33 protein-coding genes are annotated in these 23,437 nt (G+C 67.7%); 30 read left to right on the top strand and 3 right to left on the bottom strand.

Annotated features, from left to right (window positions below; translation table 11 throughout):
* The first annotated feature begins 16 nt into the window (after positions 1-16).
* From rplV to truA, 25 genes are all read left to right on the top strand, one after another.
* Complete coding sequence (gene rplV, locus OG562_RS26015; RefSeq protein WP_266401786.1) at positions 17-364, top strand: 50S ribosomal protein L22; 348 nt, start codon at positions 17-19, stop codon at positions 362-364.
* A complete protein-coding gene (rpsC, locus tag OG562_RS26020) occupies positions 364-1,200 on the top strand; it encodes a 30S ribosomal protein S3 (protein WP_266401789.1) in 837 nt (278 codons plus the stop codon). Before rplV ends, rpsC begins: the two co-directional genes overlap by 1 nt.
* 5 nt (positions 1,201-1,205) lie before the next feature.
* Positions 1,206-1,625: a 50S ribosomal protein L16 gene (gene rplP / locus OG562_RS26025; RefSeq protein ID WP_006140905.1), complete on the top strand. Its 420-nt coding sequence runs from the start codon at positions 1,206-1,208 to the stop codon at positions 1,623-1,625.
* A complete protein-coding gene (gene rpmC / locus OG562_RS26030) occupies positions 1,625-1,849 on the top strand; it encodes a 50S ribosomal protein L29 (protein WP_005481220.1) in 225 nt (74 codons plus the stop codon). The genes rplP and rpmC overlap by 1 nt, the downstream gene beginning before the upstream one ends.
* A complete protein-coding gene (gene rpsQ / locus OG562_RS26035) occupies positions 1,849-2,139 on the top strand; it encodes a 30S ribosomal protein S17 (protein WP_266401791.1) in 291 nt (96 codons plus the stop codon). The genes rpmC and rpsQ overlap by 1 nt, the downstream gene beginning before the upstream one ends.
* A 106-nt stretch (positions 2,140-2,245) precedes the next feature.
* Positions 2,246-2,614 (top strand): 50S ribosomal protein L14, encoded by a 369-nt coding sequence (rplN, locus tag OG562_RS26040; RefSeq protein WP_003992364.1) that lies wholly within the window; start codon positions 2,246-2,248, stop codon positions 2,612-2,614.
* Positions 2,615-2,616: 2 nt separating this feature from the next.
* The gene (rplX, locus tag OG562_RS26045; RefSeq protein WP_030039760.1) at positions 2,617-2,940 is read left to right on the top strand and encodes a 50S ribosomal protein L24; all 324 of its coding nucleotides are present in this window, start codon (positions 2,617-2,619) and stop codon (positions 2,938-2,940) included.
* Complete coding sequence (gene rplE, locus OG562_RS26050; RefSeq protein WP_266401795.1) at positions 2,940-3,497, top strand: 50S ribosomal protein L5; 558 nt, start codon at positions 2,940-2,942, stop codon at positions 3,495-3,497. The genes rplX and rplE overlap by 1 nt, the downstream gene beginning before the upstream one ends.
* Before the next feature lie 5 nt (positions 3,498-3,502).
* Positions 3,503-3,688, top strand: a complete 186-nt coding sequence (locus tag OG562_RS26055) for a type Z 30S ribosomal protein S14 (RefSeq protein ID WP_003948630.1) — start codon at positions 3,503-3,505, stop codon at positions 3,686-3,688.
* Positions 3,689-3,903: 215 nt separating this feature from the next.
* On the top strand, positions 3,904-4,302 hold the full coding sequence (rpsH, locus tag OG562_RS26060; protein ID WP_013001411.1) for a 30S ribosomal protein S8: 399 nt from the start codon (positions 3,904-3,906) through the stop codon (positions 4,300-4,302).
* 24 nt (positions 4,303-4,326) lie between these two features.
* Positions 4,327-4,866 (top strand): 50S ribosomal protein L6, encoded by a 540-nt coding sequence (rplF, locus tag OG562_RS26065; RefSeq protein WP_266401822.1) that lies wholly within the window; start codon positions 4,327-4,329, stop codon positions 4,864-4,866.
* A 3-nt stretch (positions 4,867-4,869) separates the two neighbouring features.
* A complete protein-coding gene (gene rplR, locus OG562_RS26070) occupies positions 4,870-5,253 on the top strand; it encodes a 50S ribosomal protein L18 (RefSeq protein ID WP_266401825.1) in 384 nt (127 codons plus the stop codon).
* 62 nt (positions 5,254-5,315) lie between these two features.
* The gene (gene rpsE, locus OG562_RS26075) at positions 5,316-5,924 is read left to right on the top strand and encodes a 30S ribosomal protein S5 (RefSeq protein ID WP_010354225.1); all 609 of its coding nucleotides are present in this window, start codon (positions 5,316-5,318) and stop codon (positions 5,922-5,924) included.
* Positions 5,924-6,106, top strand: coding sequence for a 50S ribosomal protein L30 (rpmD, locus tag OG562_RS26080; protein ID WP_005313525.1), 183 nt, complete (start codon positions 5,924-5,926; stop codon positions 6,104-6,106). The genes rpsE and rpmD overlap by 1 nt, the downstream gene beginning before the upstream one ends.
* Before the next feature lie 2 nt (positions 6,107-6,108).
* Positions 6,109-6,564: a 50S ribosomal protein L15 gene (rplO, locus tag OG562_RS26085; RefSeq protein WP_055418358.1), complete on the top strand. Its 456-nt coding sequence runs from the start codon at positions 6,109-6,111 to the stop codon at positions 6,562-6,564.
* A gap of 254 nt (positions 6,565-6,818) precedes the next feature.
* The gene (secY, locus tag OG562_RS26090) at positions 6,819-8,132 is read left to right on the top strand and encodes a preprotein translocase subunit SecY (protein ID WP_266401829.1); all 1,314 of its coding nucleotides are present in this window, start codon (positions 6,819-6,821) and stop codon (positions 8,130-8,132) included.
* Complete coding sequence (locus tag OG562_RS26095; protein ID WP_266401831.1) at positions 8,132-8,794, top strand: adenylate kinase; 663 nt, start codon at positions 8,132-8,134, stop codon at positions 8,792-8,794. Before secY ends, OG562_RS26095 begins: the two co-directional genes overlap by 1 nt.
* Positions 8,795-8,890: 96 nt before the next feature.
* Positions 8,891-9,727 carry a type I methionyl aminopeptidase gene (gene map / locus OG562_RS26100; protein ID WP_266401832.1) on the top strand — a complete coding sequence of 279 codons (837 nt, stop codon included), beginning with the start codon at positions 8,891-8,893 and terminating at the stop codon, positions 9,725-9,727.
* A 322-nt stretch (positions 9,728-10,049) separates the two neighbouring features.
* Entirely contained in the window at positions 10,050-10,271 is a 222-nt protein-coding gene (gene infA / locus OG562_RS26105) for a translation initiation factor IF-1 (protein ID WP_003948620.1), read from the top strand.
* A gap of 68 nt (positions 10,272-10,339) precedes the next feature.
* Positions 10,340-10,453: a 50S ribosomal protein L36 gene (gene rpmJ, locus OG562_RS26110; protein ID WP_003998809.1), complete on the top strand. Its 114-nt coding sequence runs from the start codon at positions 10,340-10,342 to the stop codon at positions 10,451-10,453.
* A gap of 201 nt (positions 10,454-10,654) precedes the next feature.
* Positions 10,655-11,035: a 30S ribosomal protein S13 gene (gene rpsM, locus OG562_RS26115; protein ID WP_020132619.1), complete on the top strand. Its 381-nt coding sequence runs from the start codon at positions 10,655-10,657 to the stop codon at positions 11,033-11,035.
* A 69-nt stretch (positions 11,036-11,104) separates the two neighbouring features.
* The gene (gene rpsK, locus OG562_RS26120) at positions 11,105-11,509 is read left to right on the top strand and encodes a 30S ribosomal protein S11 (RefSeq protein WP_010354218.1); all 405 of its coding nucleotides are present in this window, start codon (positions 11,105-11,107) and stop codon (positions 11,507-11,509) included.
* Between the two features lie 126 nt (positions 11,510-11,635).
* Positions 11,636-12,658: a DNA-directed RNA polymerase subunit alpha gene (locus tag OG562_RS26125; RefSeq protein ID WP_003966937.1), complete on the top strand. Its 1,023-nt coding sequence runs from the start codon at positions 11,636-11,638 to the stop codon at positions 12,656-12,658.
* An 83-nt stretch (positions 12,659-12,741) separates the two neighbouring features.
* Positions 12,742-13,260: a 50S ribosomal protein L17 gene (gene rplQ / locus OG562_RS26130; protein WP_266401835.1), complete on the top strand. Its 519-nt coding sequence runs from the start codon at positions 12,742-12,744 to the stop codon at positions 13,258-13,260.
* Positions 13,261-13,351: 91 nt separating this feature from the next.
* On the top strand, positions 13,352-14,209 hold the full coding sequence (truA, locus tag OG562_RS26135; RefSeq protein ID WP_266401836.1) for a tRNA pseudouridine(38-40) synthase TruA: 858 nt from the start codon (positions 13,352-13,354) through the stop codon (positions 14,207-14,209).
* A 35-nt stretch (positions 14,210-14,244) separates the two neighbouring features.
* Here truA and OG562_RS26140 read toward each other — a convergent pair whose 3' ends face one another.
* The gene (locus OG562_RS26140; RefSeq protein WP_266401837.1) at positions 14,245-15,120 is read right to left on the bottom strand and encodes a hypothetical protein; all 876 of its coding nucleotides are present in this window, start codon (positions 15,118-15,120) and stop codon (positions 14,245-14,247) included.
* Positions 15,121-15,194: 74 nt separating this feature from the next.
* On the opposite strand from OG562_RS26140, the gene OG562_RS26145 reads away from it, so the two are divergent.
* From OG562_RS26145 to glmM, 4 genes are all read left to right on the top strand, one after another.
* The gene (locus OG562_RS26145) at positions 15,195-16,406 is read left to right on the top strand and encodes a glycosyltransferase 87 family protein (protein ID WP_266401839.1); all 1,212 of its coding nucleotides are present in this window, start codon (positions 15,195-15,197) and stop codon (positions 16,404-16,406) included.
* A gap of 247 nt (positions 16,407-16,653) precedes the next feature.
* Positions 16,654-17,097, top strand: a complete 444-nt coding sequence (gene rplM / locus OG562_RS26150) for a 50S ribosomal protein L13 (protein WP_266401841.1) — start codon at positions 16,654-16,656, stop codon at positions 17,095-17,097.
* Between the two features lie 44 nt (positions 17,098-17,141).
* Positions 17,142-17,663, top strand: a complete 522-nt coding sequence (gene rpsI / locus OG562_RS26155) for a 30S ribosomal protein S9 (RefSeq protein ID WP_266401843.1) — start codon at positions 17,142-17,144, stop codon at positions 17,661-17,663.
* Between the two features lie 263 nt (positions 17,664-17,926).
* On the top strand, positions 17,927-19,285 hold the full coding sequence (gene glmM, locus OG562_RS26160) for a phosphoglucosamine mutase (protein ID WP_266401846.1): 1,359 nt from the start codon (positions 17,927-17,929) through the stop codon (positions 19,283-19,285).
* A 137-nt stretch (positions 19,286-19,422) separates the two neighbouring features.
* On the opposite strand, the gene OG562_RS26165 is transcribed toward glmM, so the two are convergent.
* Entirely contained in the window at positions 19,423-20,361 is a 939-nt protein-coding gene (locus tag OG562_RS26165; protein ID WP_266401847.1) for a DUF389 domain-containing protein, read from the bottom strand.
* Positions 20,362-20,401: 40 nt separating this feature from the next.
* Positions 20,402-21,370 (bottom strand): type I pantothenate kinase, encoded by a 969-nt coding sequence (gene coaA, locus OG562_RS26170; RefSeq protein ID WP_266401849.1) that lies wholly within the window; start codon positions 21,368-21,370, stop codon positions 20,402-20,404.
* Between the two features lie 162 nt (positions 21,371-21,532).
* Here coaA and glmS point away from each other — a divergent pair, with 162 nt between their 5' ends.
* Positions 21,533-23,380 (top strand): glutamine--fructose-6-phosphate transaminase (isomerizing), encoded by a 1,848-nt coding sequence (gene glmS / locus OG562_RS26175; RefSeq protein ID WP_266401852.1) that lies wholly within the window; start codon positions 21,533-21,535, stop codon positions 23,378-23,380.
* Positions 23,381-23,437: the final 57 nt, after the last annotated feature.

Consider the following 23,437-nt stretch of genomic DNA (forward strand, 5'->3'; position numbering starts at 1 on the left):
CACTGGAAGGACAACCATGGAAGCCAGGGCCCAGGCGCGGTACATCCGCGTCACGCCCATGAAGGCCCGCCGCGTGGTGGACCTTATCCGTGGCATGGACGCCACGGAGGCTCAGGCGGTCCTGCGTTTCACCCCGCAGGCCGCGAGCGTGCCGGTCGGCAAGGTGCTGGACAGCGCCATCGCCAACGCCGCGCACAACTACGACCACACTGACGCCGACAGCCTCTTCATCTCCGAGGCGTACGTCGACGAGGGTCCGACCCTGAAGCGGTTCCGTCCGCGCGCCCAGGGCCGTGCCTACCGGATCCGCAAGCGGACCAGCCACATCACCGTGGTCGTCAGCAGCAAGGAAGGAACCCGGTAATGGGCCAGAAGGTTAACCCGCATGGGTTCCGGCTCGGCATCACCACGGACTTCAAGTCCCGTTGGTACGCCGACAAGTCGTACAAGGAGTACGTCGGGGAAGACGTCGCCATCCGTCGGATGATGACGTCCGGCATGGAGCGCGCCGGCATCTCGAAGGTGGAGATCGAGCGCACCCGTGACCGTGTCCGCGTCGACATCCACACCGCCCGGCCGGGCATCGTCATCGGCCGTCGCGGCGCGGAGGCCGACCGCATCCGCGGCGACCTGGAGAAGCTGACCAAGAAGCAGGTCCAGCTGAACATCCTCGAGGTCAAGAACCCCGAGACCGATGCTCAGCTGGTTGCTCAGGCCGTGGCCGAGCAGCTCTCCTCCCGCGTCTCCTTCCGTCGCGCCATGCGTAAGAGCATGCAGTCGGCGATGAAGGCCGGCGCCAAGGGCATCAAGATCCAGTGCGGCGGTCGCCTCGGCGGCGCCGAGATGTCCCGCTCGGAGTTCTACCGCGAGGGCCGCGTGCCCCTGCACACGCTCCGCGCGAACGTGGACTACGGCTTCTTCGAGGCCAAGACGACCTTCGGCCGCATCGGCGTGAAGGTCTGGATCTACAAGGGCGATGTCAAGAACATCGCCGAGGTCCGCGCCGAGAACGCTGCTGCCCGCGCCGGCAACCGCCCGGCCCGTGGTGGCGGCGGCGCCGACCGCCCGGCCCGTGGTGGCCGTGGCGGCGAGCGCGGCGGTCGCGGTCGCAAGCCGCAGCAGGCTCCCGCCGCCGAGGCCCCCAAGGCCGAGGCTCCGGCGGCTGCCGCTCCGGCTGAGAGCACCGGAACGGAGGCCTGACCGACATGCTGATCCCCCGTAGGGTCAAGCACCGCAAGCAGCACCACCCGAAGCGCCGCGGTCAGGCCAAGGGCGGTACGACGGTCTCGTTCGGCGAGTACGGCATTCAGGCCCTCACGCCGGCGTACGTCACCAACCGCCAGATCGAGGCGGCCCGTATCGCGATGACCCGCCACATCAAGCGTGGCGGCAAGGTCTGGATCAACATCTACCCGGACCGCCCGCTGACGAAGAAGCCTGCCGAGACCCGCATGGGTTCCGGTAAGGGTTCTCCCGAGTGGTGGATCGCGAACGTGCACCCGGGCCGGGTCATGTTCGAGCTGTCCTACCCCAACGAGAAGATCGCCCGTGAGGCCCTCACTCGCGCAGCCCACAAGCTGCCGATGAAGTGCCGGATCGTCAAGCGCGAGGCAGGTGAAGCGTGATGTCGGCCGGTACCAAGGCGTCCGAGCTGCGCGAACTGGGTGACGAGGAGCTTCTCAACAAGCTCCGCGAAGCCAAGGAAGAGCTGTTCAACCTCCGCTTCCAGGCGGCGACGGGTCAGCTCGAGAACCACGGTCGGCTCAAGGCCGTCCGTAAGGACATCGCGCGGATCTACACCCTGATGCGTGAGCGCGAGCTGGGCATCGAGACGGTGGAGAGCGCCTGATGAGCGAGAGCAACGTGACCGAGACTGAGAACACCGAGGCGCGCGGTTTCCGCAAGACCCGCGAGGGTCTCGTCGTCAGCGACAAGATGGACAAGACCGTCGTCGTCGCCGTCGAGGACCGCGTGAAGCACGCGCTGTACGGCAAGGTCATCCGCCGTACGAACAAGCTCAAGGCTCACGACGAGCAGAACGCCGCGGGCGTCGGCGACCGCGTCCTCCTCATGGAGACGCGTCCGCTGTCTGCGACGAAGCGCTGGCGCGTCGTCGAGATCCTCGAGAAGGCCAAGTAATTTCCTGCGGGACTAATCCCGCAGGTCAGTTCCGCCAGGCTCGGGGCGGGGTCGCCGTACACAGGAGACCCCGCCCCGGGAACCGGCAGACAAACAGGAGATAGACGTGATCCAGCAGGAGTCGCGACTGCGTGTCGCCGACAACACTGGTGCGAAGGAAATCCTTTGCATCCGTGTGCTCGGTGGCTCCGGTCGCCGCTACGCGGGCATCGGTGACGTCATCGTCGCCACCGTCAAGGACGCGATCCCCGGCGGCAACGTGAAGAAGGGTGACGTCATCAAGGCGGTCATCGTTCGCACCGTCAAGGAGCGCCGCCGTCCGGACGGCTCGTACATCCGCTTCGACGAGAACGCCGCTGTCATTCTGAAGAACGACGGCGACCCTCGTGGCACCCGCATCTTCGGCCCGGTCGGCCGGGAGCTGCGCGAGAAGAAGTTCATGAAGATCATCTCGCTGGCTCCGGAGGTGCTGTAAGCATGAAGATCAAGAAGGGCGACCTGGTCCAGGTCATCACCGGTAAGGACAAGGGCAAGCAGGGCAAGGTCATCGCGGCCTTCCCCCGTGAGGACCGTGTCCTGGTCGAGGGTGTCAACCGGGTCAAGAAGCACACCAAGGCCGGCCCCACCGCCAAGGGCTCGCAGGCCGGTGGCATCGTCACGACCGAGGCGCCGATCCACGTCTCCAACGTCCAGCTGGTCGTTGAGAAGGACGGCAACAAGGTCGTCACGCGTGTCGGTTACCGCTTCGACGACGAGGGCAACAAGATCCGCGTTGCCAAGCGGACGGGTGAGGACATCTGATGGCTACCACCACCACTCCGCGTCTCAAGACGAAGTACCGCGAGGAGATCGCGGGCAAGCTGCGTGAGGAGTTCTCCTACGAGAACGTCATGCAGATCCCCGGCCTCATCAAGATCGTGGTCAACATGGGTGTGGGCGACGCCGCCCGCGACTCCAAGCTGATCGAGGGCGCCATCCGCGACCTCACCACGATCACCGGTCAGAAGCCGGCCGTCACCAAGGCCCGCAAGTCCATCGCGCAGTTCAAGCTGCGTGAGGGTCAGCCGATCGGTGCCCACGTCACGCTCCGTGGCGACCGCATGTGGGAGTTCCTGGACCGCACCCTGTCGCTCGCGCTCCCGCGCATCCGCGACTTCCGTGGTCTGTCTCCCAAGCAGTTCGACGGCCGTGGCAACTACACCTTCGGTCTCACCGAGCAGGTCATGTTCCACGAGATCGACCAGGACAAGATCGACCGCGTCCGGGGTATGGACATCACCGTGGTGACCACGGCGACCAACGACGCTGAGGGCCGTGCCCTTCTCCGTCACCTCGGCTTCCCCTTCAAGGAGGCGTAAGCGAGATGGCGAAGAAGGCTCTGATTGCCAAGGCTGCTCGTAAGCCCAAGTTCGGCGTCCGTGGCTACACGCGCTGCCAGCGCTGCGGCCGTCCGCACTCCGTGTACCGCAAGTTCGGCCTCTGCCGCGTGTGCCTTCGTGAGATGGCTCACCGTGGCGAGCTGCCGGGCGTGACCAAGAGCTCCTGGTAAACCCCCTTTTTTAGGGGTTCCAGAGGCTCTCGGTAAGCAATGGGCGTGTCAGGTGCCCTCCTCTCCATGGCTTAGGCTGGGAGGGTTGGGCGCCTGATGGTCGCCCGTACGACTTACTACGCCGTAGGTCCACCGCGCCGCACCCGTCCCGTCTCGGATCGGGGAGAGGGATGGCGCACCAGGAAACCCCGGCGAGAGAGGCCACAGGCCAACTCATGACCATGACTGATCCGATCGCAGACATGCTGACGCGTCTGCGGAACGCGAACTCGGCGTACCACGATTCCGTGACGATGCCGGCGTCCAAGATCAAGTCTCACATCGCAGAGATCCTCCAGCAGGAGGGCTTCATCACGGGCTGGAAGGTCGAGGACGCCGAAGTCGGCAAGAACCTCGTCCTGGAGCTGAAGTTCGGCCCCAACCGTGAGCGCTCCATCGCGGGCATCAAGCGGATCTCCAAGCCCGGTCTCCGGGTTTACGCGAAGTCCACCTCCCTGCCCAAGGTGCTGGGCGGCCTCGGCGTGGCGATCATCTCCACGTCGCACGGTCTCCTCACCGACAAGCAGGCCGGCAAGAAGGGCGTAGGCGGAGAAGTTCTCGCCTACGTCTGGTAGCGGAAGGGAACGGAGGAAACAGCTATGTCGCGTATTGGCAAGCTCCCCATCACGGTTCCCGCCGGCGTGGACGTCACCATCGACGGCCGTACGGTCTCGGTGAAGGGCCCCAAGGGGACCCTGAGCCACACCGTCGCAGCGCCGATCGACATCGCCAAGGGTGAGGACGGCGTTCTGAACGTCACCCGCCCCAACGACGAGCGTCAGAACAAGGCCCTGCACGGCCTGTCCCGCACGCTGGTGGCGAACATGATCACCGGCGTGACCACGGGTTACGTGAAGAAGCTCGAGATCAGCGGTGTCGGTTACCGCGTGACGGCCAAGGGATCGAACCTCGAGTTCGCTCTCGGCTACAGCCACCCGATCACCGTCGAGGCGCCCGAGGGAATCACCTTCAAGGTGGAGAACCCGACCCGCTTCCAGGTCGAGGGCATCGACAAGCAGAAGGTCGGCGAGGTTGCGGCCAACATCCGCAAGCTGCGCAAGCCCGACCCGTACAAGGCCAAGGGCGTCAAGTACGAGGGCGAAGTCATCCGCCGCAAGGTCGGAAAGGCGGGTAAGTAAGCCATGGCATACGGACAGAAGATCCTCAAGGGCGACGCTTACAAGCGTGCCGCGATCAAGCGTCGCCACATCCGGATCCGTAAGCACATCTCGGGTACGGCTGAGCGTCCGCGTCTCGTCGTGACGCGCTCCAACCGCCACATCGTGGCCCAGGTCATCGACGACATCAAGGGTCACACCCTGGCGTCGGCGTCGACCCTGGACACGACGATCCGCAGCGGCGAGGGCGACAAGTCCGCGCAGGCCAAGTCGGTCGGCGCCCTGGTCGCCGAGCGCGCCAAGGCTGCCGGTGTCGAGGCTGTCGTGTTCGACCGTGGTGGCAACCAGTACGCCGGGCGCATCGCCGCCCTGGCGGACGCCGCCCGCGAAGCCGGACTCAAGTTCTGAGTCGCCCGTCGCGCAGCGAGATTCATGCTGCGTAGCTAGCGGAAAAAGAGAGAGGTAATCCAATGGCTGGACCCCAGCGCCGCGGAAGCGGTGCCGGTGGCGGCGAGCGGCGGGACCGGAAGGGCCGTGACGGCGGCGCAGCTGCTGCCGAGAAGACCGCGTACGTTGAGCGCGTCGTCGCGATCAACCGCGTCGCCAAGGTTGTGAAGGGTGGTCGTCGCTTCAGCTTCACCGCGCTGGTCGTGGTGGGCGACGGTGACGGCACCGTGGGTGTCGGTTACGGCAAGGCCAAGGAGGTGCCGGCCGCCATCGCCAAGGGTGTTGAGGAGGCCAAGAAGCACTTCTTCAAGGTCCCCCGTATCCAGGGCACCATCCCGCACCCGATCACGGGCGAGAAGGCTGCGGGCGTCGTCCTGCTCAAGCCTGCTTCCCCCGGTACCGGCGTCATCGCCGGCGGTCCGGTGCGTGCCGTGCTCGAGTGCGCCGGCGTGCACGACATCCTGTCGAAGTCGCTCGGCTCGTCGAACGCGATCAACATCGTGCACGCGACCGTGGAGGCCCTGAAGGGCCTGCAGCGTCCCGAGGAGATCGCGGCTCGCCGTGGTCTGCCCCTCGAGGACGTCGCTCCCGCGGCTCTGCTGCGTGCGCGTGCCGGGGCTGGTGCTGCGTAATGGCTCGCCTCAAGATCACGCAGACGAAGTCGTACATCGGCAGCAAGCAGAACCACCGTGACACCCTTCGTTCGCTCGGGCTCAAGCGCCTGAACGACGTGGTCGTCAAGGAGGACCGCCCCGAGTTCCGCGGCATGGTGCACACCGTCCGCCACCTCGTGACGGTTGAGGAGGTCGACTGATCATGGCGGAGAACAACCCGCTCAAGATCCACAACCTCCGTCCCGCCCCGGGCGCCAAGACCGCCAAGACCCGTGTCGGTCGTGGTGAGGCGTCGAAGGGTAAGACGGCCGGTCGTGGCACCAAGGGCACGAAGGCCCGTTACCAGGTTCCGGAGCGCTTCGAGGGTGGGCAGATGCCCCTCCACATGCGTCTCCCGAAGCTCAAGGGCTTCAAGAACCCGTTCAAGACCGAGTTCCAGGTCGTGAACCTCGAGAAGCTCGCGGCGCTGTACCCCGAGGGTGGCGAGGTCACCGTCGAGGGTCTCGTCGCCAAGGGCGCCGTTCGCAAGAACAGCCTCGTCAAGGTCCTCGGCCAGGGCGAGATCTCCGTGGCGCTGCAGGTGACGGTCGACGCCGTCTCCGGCTCCGCCAAGGAGAAGATCACCGCCGCCGGCGGTACCGTCACCGAGCTCGTCTGAATCCATCAGGCGTCTCGATGACTTGAGCGATCCCGACCGGGGATACCCCACAAAAGGGGTATCCCCGGTTGGTCGTTCCTAGGCGGTAGTCTCGCCGGTAAGGTGACCTCCACTGCCCACTTTCAACGGGTGCTTCCCATGGGGCACCTTCAGCGGCAGTCGACCGTTATCCATGTCGTTGTTGTCGTTGTTCTTTATTGGACCCTCAAGACCGTCACCCTTGACGCAGATGCGCGGGGGTCGCAGGAGGCACCGTGCTCACCGCGTTCGCCCGGGCGTTCAAGACGCCCGACCTGCGCAAGAAGCTGCTCTTCACGCTCGGGATCATCGTGATCTACCGGGTCGGTACGCACATCCCGATCCCCGGTGTCGACTACACGTCCGTTCAGCGGTGTGTGGACGAGGCGTCCGGCAACCAGGGCCTCTTCGGTCTGGTGAACATGTTCAGCGGCGGCGCGCTGCTGCAGATCACCATCTTCGCGCTGGGCATCATGCCGTACATCACGGCCAGCATCATCCTTCAGCTGCTGACCGTGGTCATCCCGCGACTGGAAGCCCTCAAGAAGGAGGGCTCGGCCGGCACGTCGAAGATCACGCAGTACACCCGTTACCTCACGGTGGCGCTCGCCATCCTGCAGGGCACCGGCCTGGTGGCCACCGCCCGCAGCGGCGCCCTGTTCTCCGGTTGCACGGTCGCCTCGAGCATCGTCCCGGACCGCGCGATCTTCACCACCATCACCATGGTCATCTGCATGACCGCCGGTACGGCCATGGTCATGTGGCTCGGTGAGCTCATCACCGACCGCGGCATCGGCAACGGCATGTCGATCCTGATGTTCATCTCGATCGCCGCGACCTTCCCCTCGGCCCTGTGGGCCATCAAGAAGACGGGCACCCTGGCCGACGGCTGGATCGAGTTCGGCACGGTCATCCTGGTCGGCCTGGTCATGGTCGGTCTGGTGGTCTTCGTCGAGCAGGCCCAGCGCCGCATCCCGGTGCAGTACGCGAAGCGCATGATCGGCCGCCGTTCCTACGGCGGCACCTCGACGTACATCCCGCTGAAGGTGAACCAGGCCGGTGTCATCCCGGTCATCTTCGCCTCGTCGCTGCTCTACATCCCGGCTCTCGTCGCCCAGTTCTCCAGCGGAACCTCCAGCTGGAAGACCTGGATCGAGACCAACCTGACCAAGGGCGACCACCCGATCTACATCAGCATGTACTTCTTGCTGATCGTTTTCTTCGCGTTCTTCTATGTGGCGATCTCCTTCAACCCCGAGGAAGTCGCCGACAACATGAAGAAGTATGGTGGCTTCATCCCGGGCATCCGGGCTGGCCGACCGACCGCTGAGTACCTGTCGTACGTGCTCAACCGGATCACCTGGCCGGGTTCGCTGTATCTGGGTCTGATCGCTCTCGTACCGACGATGGCGTTGGTTGGCTTCGGGGCAAGCCAGAACTTCCCGTTCGGCGGGACGAGCATCCTGATCATCGTGGGTGTGGGTCTCGAGACGGTGAAGCAGATTGAGAGCCAGCTTCAGCAGCGCAATTACGAAGGGTTCCTCCGCTGATGCGTATCGTCCTCGTCGGGCCGCCGGGTGCCGGAAAGGGAACGCAGGCCACGCGCCTGGCCGAGAAACTACGCGTTCCGCACATTTCCACGGGCGACCTGTTCCGCGCCAACATCAGCCAGCAGACGGAACTCGGGAAACTCGCGAAGTCCTACATGGACGCCGGCAACCTCGTCCCCGACGAGGTCACCATCGCCATGGCCAAGGACCGCATGGAGCAGGCGGACGCCGAGCGCGGCTTCCTGCTGGACGGTTTCCCGCGCAATGTCTCGCAGGCGGAGGCGCTGGACGAGCTCCTCACCACCGAGGGCATCAAGCTGGACGCGGTACTGGACCTGGAGGCCCCGGAGGAGGAGGTCGTCAAGCGGATCGCCGGTCGGCGCATCTGCCGTAACGACTCCGCTCACGTCTTCCACGTGACGTACAAGAAGCCCGAGCAGGACGGCGTCTGCGACGTCTGCGGCGGCGAGCTGTACCAGCGGGACGACGACTCCGAGGAGACGGTCCGCACACGGCTGGAGGTCTACCACACGCAGACCGAGCCGATCATCGACTACTACAAGGCCCAGGGCCTGGTAGTGACCATCGAGGCCATGGGCCAGGTGGACGAGGTCACCGGCCGCGCGCTGGCGGCCCTGAAGCGCGAGGGCGACGACCAGTAGTCGTCGACTCTGTACGGCCGTGGAGTCCCCAGGACCCCACGGCCGTACTGTTGTGTACATAACCCAGACCTGAGTGACGGAGAGCGCAGGCCCCCCATGGTGCAGATCAAGAGTCCCGAGCAGATCGCCAAGATGCGTGCGGCGGGACTGGTGGTCGCCGCCATCCACGCGGCGACGCGTGAGGCGGCCGTGCCGGGGGCGACCACCAAGGACCTGGACGAGGTCGCGCGCAAGGTCCTGGCGGAGCACGGTGCGAAGTCGAACTTCCTGGGCTACGGCGGCTTCCCCGCCACCATCTGCACCTCCGCGAACGACGTCGTCGTCCACGGCATCCCCTCCGACGAGGTCGTCCTCAAGGACGGCGACATCATCTCCATCGACTGCGGTGCGGTCGTCGACGGCTGGCACGGCGACGCCGCGTACACCGCCTTCGTCGGCTCCGGTCACGCCCCGGAGCTGATCGAGCTCTCCCGGGTCACCGAAGAGTCGATGTGGGCCGGGATCGCCGCCATGAAGCTCGGCAACCGCCTGGTGGACGTCTCCCGCGCCATCGAGACGTACATCCGCCGCCAGCCCAAGCCCGGCGGCGGCCGCTACGGCATCATCGAGGACTACGGCGGCCACGGCATCGGCACCGAGATGCACATGGACCCGCACCTCCTGAACTACGTCGACCGCCGCCGCGGCAAGGGCCCCAAGCTGATCCCGGGCTTCTGCCTGGCCATCGAGCCCATGGTCTCCCTGGGCACCCCCCGCACCGAGGTCCTCGAGGACGAGTGGACCGTCATCACGACGGACGGCACGTGGTCCTCCCACTGGGAGCACTCGGTCGCCCTGACGGAGGCCGGCCCGCTGGTCCTGACGGCGCCTGACGGGGGCAGGGCGAAGCTGGCGGAGCACGGGATCGTGGCGGCGCCGGATCCGCTGGGCTGAGGTTTCCCTGGGCGGGGGCCGGCCTCGATGGGGATCGCCCCCGCCGCCCCTTCCCATTCCCGTTCCTGGGGGCTGCGCCCCCAGACCCCCGCTGTCGGCCCTCAGAGGGCCTCGTCCTCAAACGCCGGACGGGCTGGTGGGTCGTGGCGGGTCCTGGCTTTCCTGCTTAAGGATCTCCCTCGTGGGGCACACTTCCCCGATTCGTCTTTCCGGGTGCGCTGACGTAGACTGACTCGTCGGCTCTCGTGCACCCGCATGCCTGCATGCGCCCGTAAGGGAAAGCAAGTGAGTCGATCAAGGTAGTCGATTCGAAGGGCGAAGCGTGGCCAAGAAGCAAGGTGCCATCGAGATCGAGGGCACTGTCGTCGAGTCTCTTCCGAACGCCATGTTCAAGGTCGAGCTCCAGAACGGCCACCAGGTCCTGGCGCACATCAGCGGCAAGATGCGTATGCACTACATCCGTATCCTCCCTGACGACCGGGTCGTGGTGGAGTTGTCTCCGTACGACCTGACGCGTGGCCGGATCGTCTACCGGTACAAGTAGATCTTGCCCAGGCCCCGTGCGCTTCCGTGCGGGGTGGCCGGCAACTGACCCGGAGAACCTCACATCCCATGAAGGTCAAGCCGAGCGTCAAGAAGATCTGCGACAAGTGCAGGGTGATCCGCCGTCACGGCCGGGTCATGGTCATCTGCGAGAACCCGCGCCACAAGCAGCGCCAGGGCTGATCGCACACAGATCGCACCCCCTCTGCACCCCGCAGAATCTTCGCGCGACGCGAGCTGAATTTGTTCATACGCAGGACCCGGTCACGTATGCATGCGTGTCCGACACCCCCGGTTCGGAGGCCGGGGACCCGGTTCGTACCTGGTACGGCGGCTGGGAGTCGGTTCTGTGGAAGACCTCCGAAGATCAACTGGAGCCATTGAATGGCACGCGTTTCCGGTGTTGACATCCCGCGCGAAAAGCGTGTGGAGGTCGCCCTCACCTACGTGTTCGGCATTGGCCGGACCCTCTCGCAGGAGACGCTGGCTGCGACCGGCGTCGACCCGAACACCCGCGTTCGCGACCTCTCCGAGGAGCAGCTCGTCGCGATCCGCGAGTACGTGGACGCCAACATCAAGACCGAGGGTGACCTCCGTCGCGAGATCCAGGCCGACATCCGCCGCAAGGTGGAGATCGGCTGCTACCAGGGTCTCCGTCACCGTCGTGGTCTGCCCGTCCGCGGTCAGCGCACCAGCACGAACGCTCGTACCCGCAAGGGCCCGCGTCGCGCCATCGCCGGCAAGAAGAAGCCGGGCAAGAAGTAGTCCTCAGCGGACAACGCTTCATCAGCGGTCTTCGCTGTAGGACCGACCACCTCCCGTAGGAGTTTATAGATGCCCCCCAAGGGACGTCAGGGCGCTGCCAAGAAGGTGCGCCGCAAGGAAAAGAAGAACGTCGCGCACGGCCAGGCGCACATCAAGAGCACGTTCAACAACACGATCGTGTCCATCACGGACCCGGCCGGAAACGTGATCTCGTGGGCCTCCGCCGGCCACGTCGGCTTCAAGGGCTCGCGTAAGTCCACGCCGTTCGCCGCGCAGATGGCCGCCGAGTCGGCTGCCCGTCGCGCGCAGGAGCACGGCATGCGCAAGGTCGACGTCTTCGTCAAGGGTCCGGGCGCCGGTCGTGAGACCGCCATCCGCTCCCTGCAGGCCACGGGCCTCGAGGTCGGCTCCATCCAGGACGTCACCCCGACCCCGCACAATGGCTGCCGTCCGCCCAAGCGTCGCCGCGTCTGATCTGACGTACGGCTGCTTGGTCTGAGGTTTCGGGCGGTACGACCCCGTAAAAGGGCCGTATCGCCCGTACCCTTGCACTACCTCAGGGCATCAAATAGTGGGTGCCCCTGACTGAAGGATCGCAACATGCTGATCGCTCAGCGTCCCTCTTTGACCGAAGAGGTCGTCGACGAGTTCCGCTCCCGGTTCGTGATCGAGCCGCTGGAGCCGGGCTTCGGCTACACCCTCGGCAACTCCCTCCGCCGGACCCTCCTGTCCTCGATCCCGGGTGCGGCGGTCACGTCCATCCGTATCGACGGCGTGCTGCACGAGTTCACCACCGTGCCGGGCGTCAAGGAGGACGTCACCGACCTGATCCTCAACATCAAGCAGCTGGTCGTCTCCTCGGAGCACGACGAGCCTGTCGTGATGTACCTGCGCAAGCAGGGTCCGGGTCTGGTCACCGCCGCCGACATCGCGCCCCCGGCCGGTGTCGAGGTGCACAACCCCGACCTCGTCCTCGCCACGCTCAACGGCAAGGGCAAGCTGGAGATGGAGCTCACGGTCGAGCGTGGCCGCGGCTACGTCTCCGCCGTGCAGAACAAGCAGGTGGGCCAGGAGATCGGTCGTATTCCGGTCGACTCCATCTACTCGCCCGTGCTGAAGGTCACGTACAAGGTCGAGGCGACCCGTGTCGAGCAGCGCACCGACTTCGACAAGCTGATCGTCGACGTCGAGACCAAGCAGGCCATGCGTCCGCGTGACGCCATGGCGTCGGCCGGCAAGACCCTGGTCGAGCTGTTCGGTCTGGCCCGCGAGCTCAACATCGACGCCGAGGGCATCGACATGGGCCCGTCCCCGACGGACGCCGCCCTCGCCGCCGATCTGGCGCTGCCGATCGAGGAGCTGGAGCTCACCGTTCGGTCGTACAACTGCCTCAAGCGCGAGGGCATCCACTCCGTGGGTGAGCTCGTGGCTCGTTCCGAGGCCGACCTGCTGGACATCCGCAACTTCGGTGCGAAGTCCATCGACGAGGTCAAGGCGAAGCTGGCCGGCATGGGCCTGGCCCTCAAGGACAGCCCGCCCGGATTCGACCCGACCGCCGCCGCCGACGCCTTCGGCGCGGACGACGACGCGGACGCGGGTTTCGTGGAAACCGAGCAGTACTGATCGGTTGTTGCCGGTGAGCATCCGCTCACCGGGTCCTGACCCCGGTACCTGATACGGCCGGGGCAGATACCAAGGAGAAAGACATGCCGAAGCCCGCCAAGGGCGCCCGTCTGGGCGGCAGCGCTGCGCACGAGAAGCTGCTCCTCGCGAACCTCGCGAAGAGCCTCTTCGAGCACGGCCGCATCACCACCACCGAGGCGAAGGCCCGCCGCCTGCGCCCGTACGCCGAGCGTCTGGTCACCAAGGCGAAGAAGGGCGACCTTCACAACCGCCGTCAGGTGCTCCAGATCATCACGGACAAGAGCGTCGTCCACACGCTCTTCACCGAGATCGCCCCGCGCTACGAGAACCGTCCGGGCGGCTACACCCGCCTGACCAAGATCGGTAACCGCCGTGGCGACAACGCGCCCATGGCCGTCATCGAGCTGGTCGAGGCCCTGACGGTCGCGCAGCAGGCGACCGGCGAGGCCGAGGCCGCGACGAAGCGCGCGGTCAAGGAGGCCGACGAGGCCAAGGTCGAGGAGACCAAGGTCGACGAGGTCGTCGAGGACGCCAAGCCGGAGGCCGTCGAGGCCGCCGCCGAGGAGTCCAAGGACGCCTGAGGCTCTGCCTTGCAGTAGCTTGCAGCAATGAGCGGGTCCGCCCTCCGGGGCGGGCCCGCTTTCCTGTTCCTGATTTTTGAGAGGATCCAGGGTGAGTGACGAAGTACAGCCTGGTCAGGTGCGCGTCCGTCTCGATCTGTCCTACGACGGGACCGCGTTCTCCGGGTGGGCCAAGCAGGCCGGGGGGCGGCGGACCGTGCAGGGCGAGATCGAGGACGCCCTGCGCACCGTCACACGGTCGCGCGACACGACGTACGAGCTGACCGTGGCCGGGCGGACGGACGCCGGGGTGCACGCGCGCGGGCAGGTGGCGCATGTGGATCTGCCCGAGGGGCTGTGGGCCGAACACCGGGAGAAGCTGCTCAAGCGGCTCGCCGGGCGGCTGGCGAAGGATGTGCGGGTGTGGGCCCTCAGAGAGGCGCCCAGCGGCTTCAACGCCCGTTTCTCGGCGGTCTGGCGGCGGTACGCCTACCGGGTCACCGACAACCCCGGCGGGGTGGACCCGCTGCTGCGCAACCACGTGCTCTGGCATGACTGGCCGCTCGACGTCGACGCCATGAACGAGGCGGCCCGGCGGCTCCTCGGCGAGCACGACTTCGCCGCCTACTGCAAGCGGCGGGAGGGGGCGACCACGATCCGTACCCTCCAGGAGCTGAGCCTGGTGCGCGGCGACGACGGGATCGTCACTGCGACCGTGCGCGCCGACGCCTTCTGCCACAACATGGTGCGCTCGCTCATCGGGGCGCTGCTGTTCGTGGGGGACGGGCACCGGGGCCCCGACTGGCCGGGGAAGGTGCTGGCCGCCGGGGTCCGGGACTCGGCGGTGCACGTCGTACGGCCGCACGGGCTGACGCTGGAGGAGGTCGGGTATCCGGCCGACGAGCTGCTGGCCGCGCGGAACAAGGAGGCGCGGAACAAGCGGTCGCTGCCCGGGGCCGGCTGCTGCTGAGCCGAGCCGGTCCCGGGAGAACGGACGGGCCGGCGCTACGAGTTGGCGGCGGCCGAGGCCTGGGTCTCGCCGCGGCGGCGGATCTGCTGGAAGGTGAACTGGGCCAGGTCGTCGCCGGCGGTGAAGACCTGGGTGTCCTTCGTCGTCACGTCCTTGCCGCTGCTGAAGCCGGTGATGGTGAAGTAGGCGTAGCGGCCGTAGGAGTTGGTCGTCGAGCGGCAGATCGCGCCGTTGCAGAAGGCCTTGACGTCGGTGCCGGCGAGGGCCTTGACGATGCTCTGCTTGTCGGCCTGGCTCTTGGTCTTGAGGGCCTGGGCCTCGGTGTCGAAGACGGCCACGCCGACCGTCACCGCGACGCCGTCCTTGGTGTACGTCACGCGCATCAGCCGGGTGCAGCCGTTGGCGGCGAGGACCTTGGTGAGGGTGCCCTGGACGCCGGTGGCGCACTTGGTGCTGTCGGCCGTCGGGCCCTTCTTGTAGACGGACGAGCCGATGGTCAGCTGTCTGCCCGGGAAGAGGATGTCCGTGCCGTTGGGGGCCGTGTCCTTGGCCTTGCTGGAGACGAACTCCTTCGGGTCCAGCGGGGGCGGGGCGCTGGTCGGGGCGAACGACGGGGTTCCGGACGCGCTCGGCAGGTCGGTGGCCGCGGGCAGCGAGGACGTCGGCCGGTTCGCTTCGTCGTTGCTGTTCGCCGACACCACGGCCATGGCCACGGCGGCGCCCACGCCGAGGGTGGCGAGCGCGCCGCCGCCTATGAAGAACAGCCGGCGACGCCTGTTGCGCGTCTCGGACTGCTCGGCGAGCGCGGCCCAGTCAGGGCCCCGGCTGTCACCGCCGCCGTCCCACGGCTGCTGGGAGTTCGGTTTCCACGGATCCCACTGGGACTGAGGTCCCCCCTGCCCATAGCTCATGCGCCGCATCTTAGACGGGCCGAGGGGTGTGCTGTTCCGCCCCAACGGCTCCTCGAAGGCCTAGCGTTCAGTGGATGATTACGGGCAAGGGCGACATCTCAGGGTGGTTGGTGCGGCGTTCTCCCTGGCCACTGTGGCTGGGCCTGGCAGCGGTGCTGGGCGCGATGGCGGGACATGTGGCGCGAGCCACCCCGGACGGCGGGATGGACAACGCGATCGTGGTGCGGGCGGCGCACGCCTGGCTGGCCGGCGGTTCCCCGTACGACGACCCGCACTTCCTGTACCTGCCGAGCGCGGTGCTGGCGGCCGCCCCGCAGGCGCTGCTGCCCCCGATCGCGCTGCGCGTGCTGGTGCCGACGGCGGTGACGGCCTGCCTGGTGGGCGGCTGGGCGTGCGCGCTGCGCATGCACGGCGTTCCGCTGCGCAGCCGGTTCGCGGTGCTCGGGCTGACGGGCCTGTCGGCGGCCTTCGCGCCCTTCGGGCATCTGATCCTGCTGGGCAACTGGACGGTGACCGCGGTGCTGGCGCTGCCGCTGGCCCTGCTGCTGGCGAGCCGGGGCCGGTGGGTCGCGGCGGGCGCGGTGCTGGGCGCGGCGCTGGCGCTGAAGCCGCTGCTGGCCCCGCTGGCGCTGCTGTTCCTCTTCGCCGGTCGCTGGCGTGCGCTGGGCGTGCTGGTCCTGGTCCCGGCGGCCGCCTCGGGCGCGTGTGCGCTGCTGCTGCCCGATCCGGCCGCCTTCTTCACCCGGACCCTGCCGTTCCTGCTGAGCGGCCACGACGCCTTCGTACGGCTGTACGAGGCCTCGCCGGTGGCGGTGCTGCCCCGGCTCGGGATGCCGCCGCTGCCGGCCCAGGCCCTGGCCCTGGCGGGCTGTGCGGCCGGTGTGGCCTGCGCCCGGCTGCGCTGGCGGAGCGCCGACCCCGGCCCGCTGCGGCTCGCCGAGACCGCGGCGGGGCTGATGCTGTCGGCGTTCCTGGTCTCCAGGCCGTCGTACGACCACTATCTGCTGGTCGTCGTCCCGCTGCTGCTCGCCGGGCTGCCGTACGCCGACTCGGCGGCCCGGCGGCCGTGGTTCTGGCTGGCGCTGGTCCCGCAGATCCCCGGCCTGATGTGGCCGTATCTGGAGCTGCCGAGGCGCAGGGCCTTCAAGGACGCGTTCACGCTGTGCACGCTGGCGGCGACGGTGTTCTCCCAGCCCGTCCGGCGTCTGAGGACGAGGCCCGTCCAGGGTCGAAGCGGGGGCTCGGGGGCGGCGGCCCCCAAAGACGATCACGTTTACACTGGGTAGGTAAGAGCAGGGAACCCCGGTGCCGAGAAGCCTCGTTTTGACCCGGCCAAGGCACCGCAGGTATCCTGCATCTTCGTTGTGTATTGGCTTGCTCATTCTCACGGGACGGGCCCTTACACCGGTCCACCGGGCCGATGACCAGCGACCAGCACGCGGTATGCGTCACCGCAGTGCGGTCTGGGCTGTCGTGATCGTCTTCGGTGACCTTGTCAGGACCAATTCACTGAAGAAGCGAAGGCTACGAACCGTGCGTACGTACAGCCCCAAGCCCGGCGATGTGACGCGCCAGTGGCACGTGATCGACGCTCAGGACATCGTCCTGGGTCGTCTCGCCACCACTGCCGCCTCCCTCCTGCGTGGCAAGCACAAGCCGATCTACGCCCCTCACGTCGACACCGGTGACTTCGTCATCATCATCAACGCCGACAAGGTGCACCTCTCCGGCAACAAGCGGACCCAGAAGATGGCGTACCGCCACTCCGGCTACCCGGGTGGTCTGCGCTCCGTGCGCTACGACGACCTGCTGGCCAACAACCCCGAGAAGGCCGTCGAGAAGGCCGTCAAGGGCATGCTCCCCAAGAACACGCTGGGCCGTCAGATGCTCTCGAAGCTGAAGGTCTACAAGGGTGACCAGCACCCGCACGGCGCGCAGCAGCCTGTGCCGTTCGAGATCACCCAGGTCGCGCAGTAATTCCGGCCACACCGCCCCAAGCTGAAGAGAATCTGAGGAGAACCGTGGCCGAGACCACTGCCGAGCAGCCGCTCGAAGAGACCGAGCTCGTCGACATCGACAGCTACACCACCGAGTCCGAGGTCCCCGTCGAGGGTGAGTACACCTCGGAGTCCCTGGCCTCCCGCTTCGGCGACCCGCAGCCGGCCGCCGGCCTGGGCCGTCGTAAGAACGCCATCGCCCGCGTCCGGATCGTCCCGGGCACCGGCAAGTGGAAGATCAACGGTCGCACCCTCGAGGACTACCTCCCGAACAAGGTGCACCAGCAGGAAGTCAACGAGCCGTTCAAGGTCCTCGAGCTCGAGGGTCGCTACGACGTCGTCGCCCGCATCTCCGGCGGCGGTGTCTCCGGTCAGGCCGGTGCGCTCCGTCTCGGTGTCGCCCGCGCGCTGAACGAGGCCGACGTCGACAACAACCGTCCGGCCCTGAAGAAGGCCGGCTTCCTCAAGCGCGACGACCGTGCGGTCGAGCGCAAGAAGGCCGGTCTCAAGAAGGCCCGCAAGGCCCCGCAGTACAGCAAGCGCTAAGCTTCGCTGCCTGCTCGTACGTATCCGGAGCGAGTTTTCGGTTCGCTCCCGCGTACTCCGAACGCCCCGGCGGCACGCCATTGTGCCGCCGGGGCGTTCGTTTTCTCTCATTCGTGGGCGTATAACGGCACAAGGTGCTCAAAGGCTTGTGTGATCGGATGTTCGGGGCATCAAATGCCTGAATGCGGGAGCCGCCGCCGATGATTCGACTGATTCGACGCGCCCGCGCGGCTTTTGAAACTGACGCTTCCTCAGGAGGACAAGTGGGACGACTCTTCGGCACGGACGGCGTGCGCGGTGTCGCCAACGCGGATCTGACGGCCGAGATGGCGCTCGGTCTCTCCGTCGCGGCGGCGCACGTGCTGGCCGAGGCGGGCACCTTCGAGGGCCACCGGCCGGTGGCCGTCGTGGGGCGGGACCCGCGTGCGTCCGGGGAGTTCCTGGAGGCCGCCGTCGTGGCGGGCCTGGCGAGTGCGGGCGTGGACGTGCTGAAGGTCGGCGTCCTGCCCACCCCGGCCGTGGCGTATCTCACCGGTGTCCTGGGCGCCGACCTCGGCGTGATGCTCTCCGCCAGCCACAACGCCATGCCGGACAACGGCGTCAAGTTCTTCGCCCGCGGCGGCCACAAGCTCGCCGACGACCTCGAGGACCGGATCGAGTCCGTCTACGAGGAGCACCGCACCGGCGCTCCCTGGGACCGGCCGACCGGCTCGGGCGTGGGCCGGGTGCGCTCGTACAACGAGGGGTTCGACCGTTACGTCGCCCACCTCATCGCCGTACTCCCCAACCGGCTCGACGGGCTGAAGATCGTCCTCGACGAGGCGCACGGCGCCGCGGCGCGGGTGTCGCCGGAGGCGTTCACACGGGCCGGGGCCGAGATCGTCACGATCGGGGCCGAGCCGGACGGGCTCAACATCAACGACGGGTGCGGGTCGACGCATCTGGGCCTGCTCAAGGCCGCCGTCATCGAGCACGGCGCCGACTTCGGCATCGCGCACGACGGCGACGCCGACCGCGCCCTGGCCGTGGACCACACCGGCGAGGAGATCGACGGCGACCAGATCCTGGCCGTGCTCGCCCTGGCGATGCGGGAGCGGGGCGCTCTGCGGTCGGACACCGTTGTCGCCACTGTCATGTCCAACCTCGGCTTCAAGCTGGCCATGGAACGCGAGGGGATCCAGCTGGTGCAGGCCGCCGTCGGCGACCGGTATGTGCTGGAGGAGATGAAGGAGCACGGGTACGCGCTGGGCGGTGAGCAGTCCGGGCATGTGATCATCCTTGATCACGCGACCACGGGGGACGGCACGTTGACCGGGCTCATGCTGGCGGCGCGCGTCGCTGAGAGCGGGCGGTCGCTTCGGGAGCTGGCGTCCGTGATGGAGCGGTTGCCTCAGGTGCTGGTGAATGTGCCGGATGTCGACCGGTCCCGGGTCGGGGACTCGGCGGAGCTTGCTGCTGCCGTCTCCGAGGCTGAGCGGGAACTCGGTGCGACCGGGCGGGTGTTGCTTCGGCCTTCCGGGACCGAGCCGTTGGTGCGGGTGATGGTCGAGGCTGCCGACATCGATCAGGCTCGGTCTGTGGCCGGGCGGTTGGCCGATGTCGTGAAGTCGGCGTTGGGTTAAGCGGCGGGGCGGGTTCGGGGTGGGGGGTTCTGCGCGGTGCGGGCTGACGGTGCGTTGTGGCTGGTCGCGCGCACGCGGCGGAGCCGCACATCGACAGAGCCCCGCGCCCCTGAAAGCAAAAGCACTCCCGCTGCCCGCTAACCGGAATGGGTCCGCAACCGTTGCCGTGACCAGAAGTACTTCTGGGCCAGCAAAGTCAGGGTTCCCGCCAGGATGATGCCCAGGAGGTTCAGCAGGAGTTGTTCTGTCGAGCCCCAGGTCTGTTCGGTGTCGCCGTAGCTGAGGGCTACTGCCGCGTTCGCGGCTGCGGGGACTGTGGTGACCGAGATGGCCACGCCTACCAGGGCGCCTGACTTGGCGGAGGTCAGGGAGAGGGTGCCTGCCGCTCCGGCGAGGACGGCGACGATGAAGGAGAAGGCGTCGGGGGCGTAGACGAAGCCCGTCTGGGGGCGGGCGGCGTCCAGTTGGTCCTGGCTGAACAGGTCCAGGGCGTCCATGAAGAGGCTGAAGCCGACCGTCACCGCCATCGCCGCCGCGAAGCCGACCAGCAGGGCGATCAGGGAGCGCAGGGCGAGGCGCGGGGCGCGTTGCACGATCGACGTCGAGATGCCGGCCAGCGGGCCGAACTCCGGGCCCACCGCCATCGCTCCCACGATCAGGACCGCGCTGTCGAGGACCACCCCGCAGGCCGCGATCATCGTGGCCAGCGTGATGAACGCGAGGTATGTGACGGAGAGCGTCGACTCCTCGTGGGTGGCGTCCGTCAGGTGCTCCCACAGGACCGCGTCGGCCCCTTCGCCGGGCGCCTCCGCCTCCGCCTTGTCGGCGCGCAGGGACAGCGACAGGTCGATGTTCTCCACGGCGATCGAGCCGCTCTTGTCCAGGCCCAACTCCTGGAGCGCGGTGAGGAGTTCGTCGCCCGCCTCGCGCGCCACATCGCACAGGACGACATCGCCGGCGGGGTTGCGGGCCGCCCCCGGCACCACCACGAGGTGGGCGGTGCCGACGGTCTTCTCGATCAGACGGACCACGTCGTCGGTCCGGTCCGACGGTGTGATCAGGCGCAGATGCAGCATGCGGGCAGGGTAGCCCGGAGGGCGGCGGGCGGGGCGGCCGTCACAGTTTGCGCAGACTGAGGCGCTGGACCTTGTGGTCCGGGCCCTTGCGGACGACCAGGGTGGCGCGGCCGCGGGTGGGGGCGATGTTCTCCACCAGGTTGGGCTTGTTGACGGTGCGCCACATCGTGCGGGCGTAGTCGAGGGATTCGGCTTCCGAGACCTGGGTGTACTTCCTGAAGTACGAGTTCGGGTTCTGGAAGGCCGTGGCGCGCAGCTTGCGGAAGCGGTTGAGGTACCACTGCTCGATGTCCTCGAGGCGGGCGTCGACGTACACGCTGAAGTCGAAGTAGTCGGCGAGGCCGACGCGGGTGCGGCCGTCCTGGCCGGGGAGCGCGGGCTGCAGGACGTTGAGGCCCTCGACGATCAGGATGTCGGGGCGGCGGACCGTGAGGCGCTGGTCGGGGACGATGTCGTAGATGAGGTGGGAGTAGACGGGGGCCGTCACCTCGTCCTTGCCGGCCTTGATGTCGGCGACGAAGCGGGTGAGGGCGCGGCGGTCGTAGGACTCGGGGAAACCTTTCCGCGACATCAGGCCGCGGGCCTCCAGTTCCCGGGTGGGGAGCAGGAAGCCGTCCGTGGTGACCAGTTCCACGCGGGGGTGCTCCGGCCAGCGGGAGAGCAGGGCCTGGAGGAGGCGGGCGACCGTGGACTTTCCCACGGCGACCGAGCCTGCCACCCCTATGACGAACGGGGTGCCCGCCTGGGAGCCCTGTTCGCCCAGGAAGGTGTTGAGGGCGCCGCGCAGACCGTCGGTGGCGCCGACGTAGAGGTTGAGGAGACGGGACAGCGGGAGGTAGATGTCGCGTACCTCGTCGAGGTCGATGACATCGCCCAGACCGCGCAGCTTCTCGACCTCCTCGGCCGTCAGCGGCAGCGGAGTCTTCTCGCGCAGAGCGCTCCACTCGCTTCGGGTGAGGTCGACGTAGGGAGTCGCCTCCGGCCTGTGCCGGTGGGCGCTCCGGGGCATCGGGGAGACCGGAGAGATCACAGTCCATTGTGAACGGAGTTTTAACGGGACGGCAGGTGGGGTCCGTCACGCCCGCTCGGCGGGTCGTACGGCCGTGGGAATTTCCGAAATCGGGCACGCGAAGGCTCTTTCGGGATGGACTTCGGCCGTAGGCTGCCGCGCATGTGCGGAATCGTGGGATACGTGGGGTCTCAGTCGGCGCTCGAGGTCGTCATGGCCGGGCTGAAGCGGCTGGAGTACCGGGGGTACGACTCGGCGGGCGTGGCGGTGCTCGCGGACGGCGGGCTCGCCGGTGCGAAGAAGGCCGGCAAGCTCGTCAATCTGGAGAAGGAGCTCGTCGAACGGCCGCTGCCGACCGGCTCGACGGGCATCGGGCACACCCGGTGGGCGACGCACGGCGGACCGACGGACGCCAACGCGCACCCGCATCTCGACAACGCGGGCCGGGTCGCCGTCGTCCACAACGGGATCATCGAGAACTTCGCCGCCCTGCGGGCCGAACTCGCCGAGCGCGGGCACGAGCTGACCTCGGAGACCGACACCGAGGTCGTCGCGCATCTGCTCGCCGAGGAGTCCTCGTCGGGCGCGGACCTGGCGGAGGCGATGCGGCTGGTGTGCCGACGGCTGGAAGGGGCGTTCACGCTGGTCGCGGTGCACGCCGACGAGCCGGACGTCGTCGTGGGCGCGCGGCGGAACTCGCCGCTGGTGGTGGGCGTCGGAGAGGGCGAGGCCTTTCTCGCCTCGGACGTCGCCGCGTTCATCGCCCACACGCGGTCGGCGATCGAGCTGGGCCAGGACCAGGTGGTGGAGCTGCGCCGGGACGGGGTGACGGTCACCGGCTTCGACGGGCGTCCGGCCGAGGTCCGGTCGTACCACGTCGACTGGGACGCGTCGGCCGCGGAGAAGGGGGGCTATGACTACTTCATGCTCAAGGAGATCGCCGAGCAGCCCAAGGCGGTCGCCGATACGTTGCTGGGGCGCATCGACGCGTCCGGCTCGCTGACGCTGGACGAGGTGCGGATCCCTTCGGGGGTGCTGCGGGAGATCGACAAGGTCGTCGTGGTGGCGTGCGGTACGGCCTTCCACGCCGGGCTGATCGCCAAGTACGCCATCGAGCACTGGACGCGGATCCCGTGCGAGGTGGAGCTGGCCAGCGAGTTCCGGTACCGGGATCCGATCCTGGACTCACGGTCGCTCGTCATCGCCATCTCGCAGTCCGGCGAGACCATGGACACGCTGATGGCGCTGCGGCATGCGCGGGAGCAGGGGTCCAAGGTGCTCGCCATCTGCAACACCAACGGGTCGACCATTCCTCGTGAGTCGGACGCGGTGCTGTACACGCATGCCGGGCCCGAGGTGGCGGTGGCGTCGACCAAGGCGTTCCTGACGCAGCTGGTCGCCTGCTATCTCGTCGCGCTGTATCTCGGTCAGGTGCGGGGCACCAAATGGGGGGACGAGATCCGGGCCGTCGTCCGGGACCTCGCGCGGATCTCCGGCGAGGTGGAGCGGGTGCTGCAGACCATGGAGCCGGTGCGGGAGCTCGCGCGGTCGCTGGCCGACAAGGACACCGTGCTGTTCCTGGGACGGCACGTGGGGTATCCGGTGGCGCTGGAGGGGGCGCTGAAGCTGAAGGAACTGGCTTACATGCACGCGGAGGGCTTCGCCGCGGGCGAGCTGAAGCACGGGCCGATCGCCCTGATCGAGGAGGATCTGCCGGTGGTCGTGGTCGTGCCCTCGCCTCGGGGGCGGTCGGTGCTGCACGACAAGATCGTGTCCAACATCCAGGAGATCCGGGCGCGGGGGGCGCGCACGATCGTGATCGCGGAGGAGGGGGACGAGGCGGTCGTGCCGTACGCGGACCATCTCGTGCGGATTCCTGTCACGCCGACCTTGCTTCAGCCGTTGGTGGCGACGGTGCCGTTGCAGGTGTTCGCCTGCGAGTTGGCGACGGCTCGGGGCAACGAGGTGGATCAGCCCCGGAACCTGGCGAAGTCGGTCACCGTGGAGTGAGTCGGGGCCGTCCCGGCGGCGGGACGGCCCCCTCGGCCTGTCGTCGGCCCGTCGCCG

The organism is Streptomyces sp. NBC_01275 (assembly GCF_026340655.1).
In the GTDB taxonomy this organism is placed as follows: Bacteria; Actinomycetota; Actinomycetes; order Streptomycetales; family Streptomycetaceae; genus Streptomyces.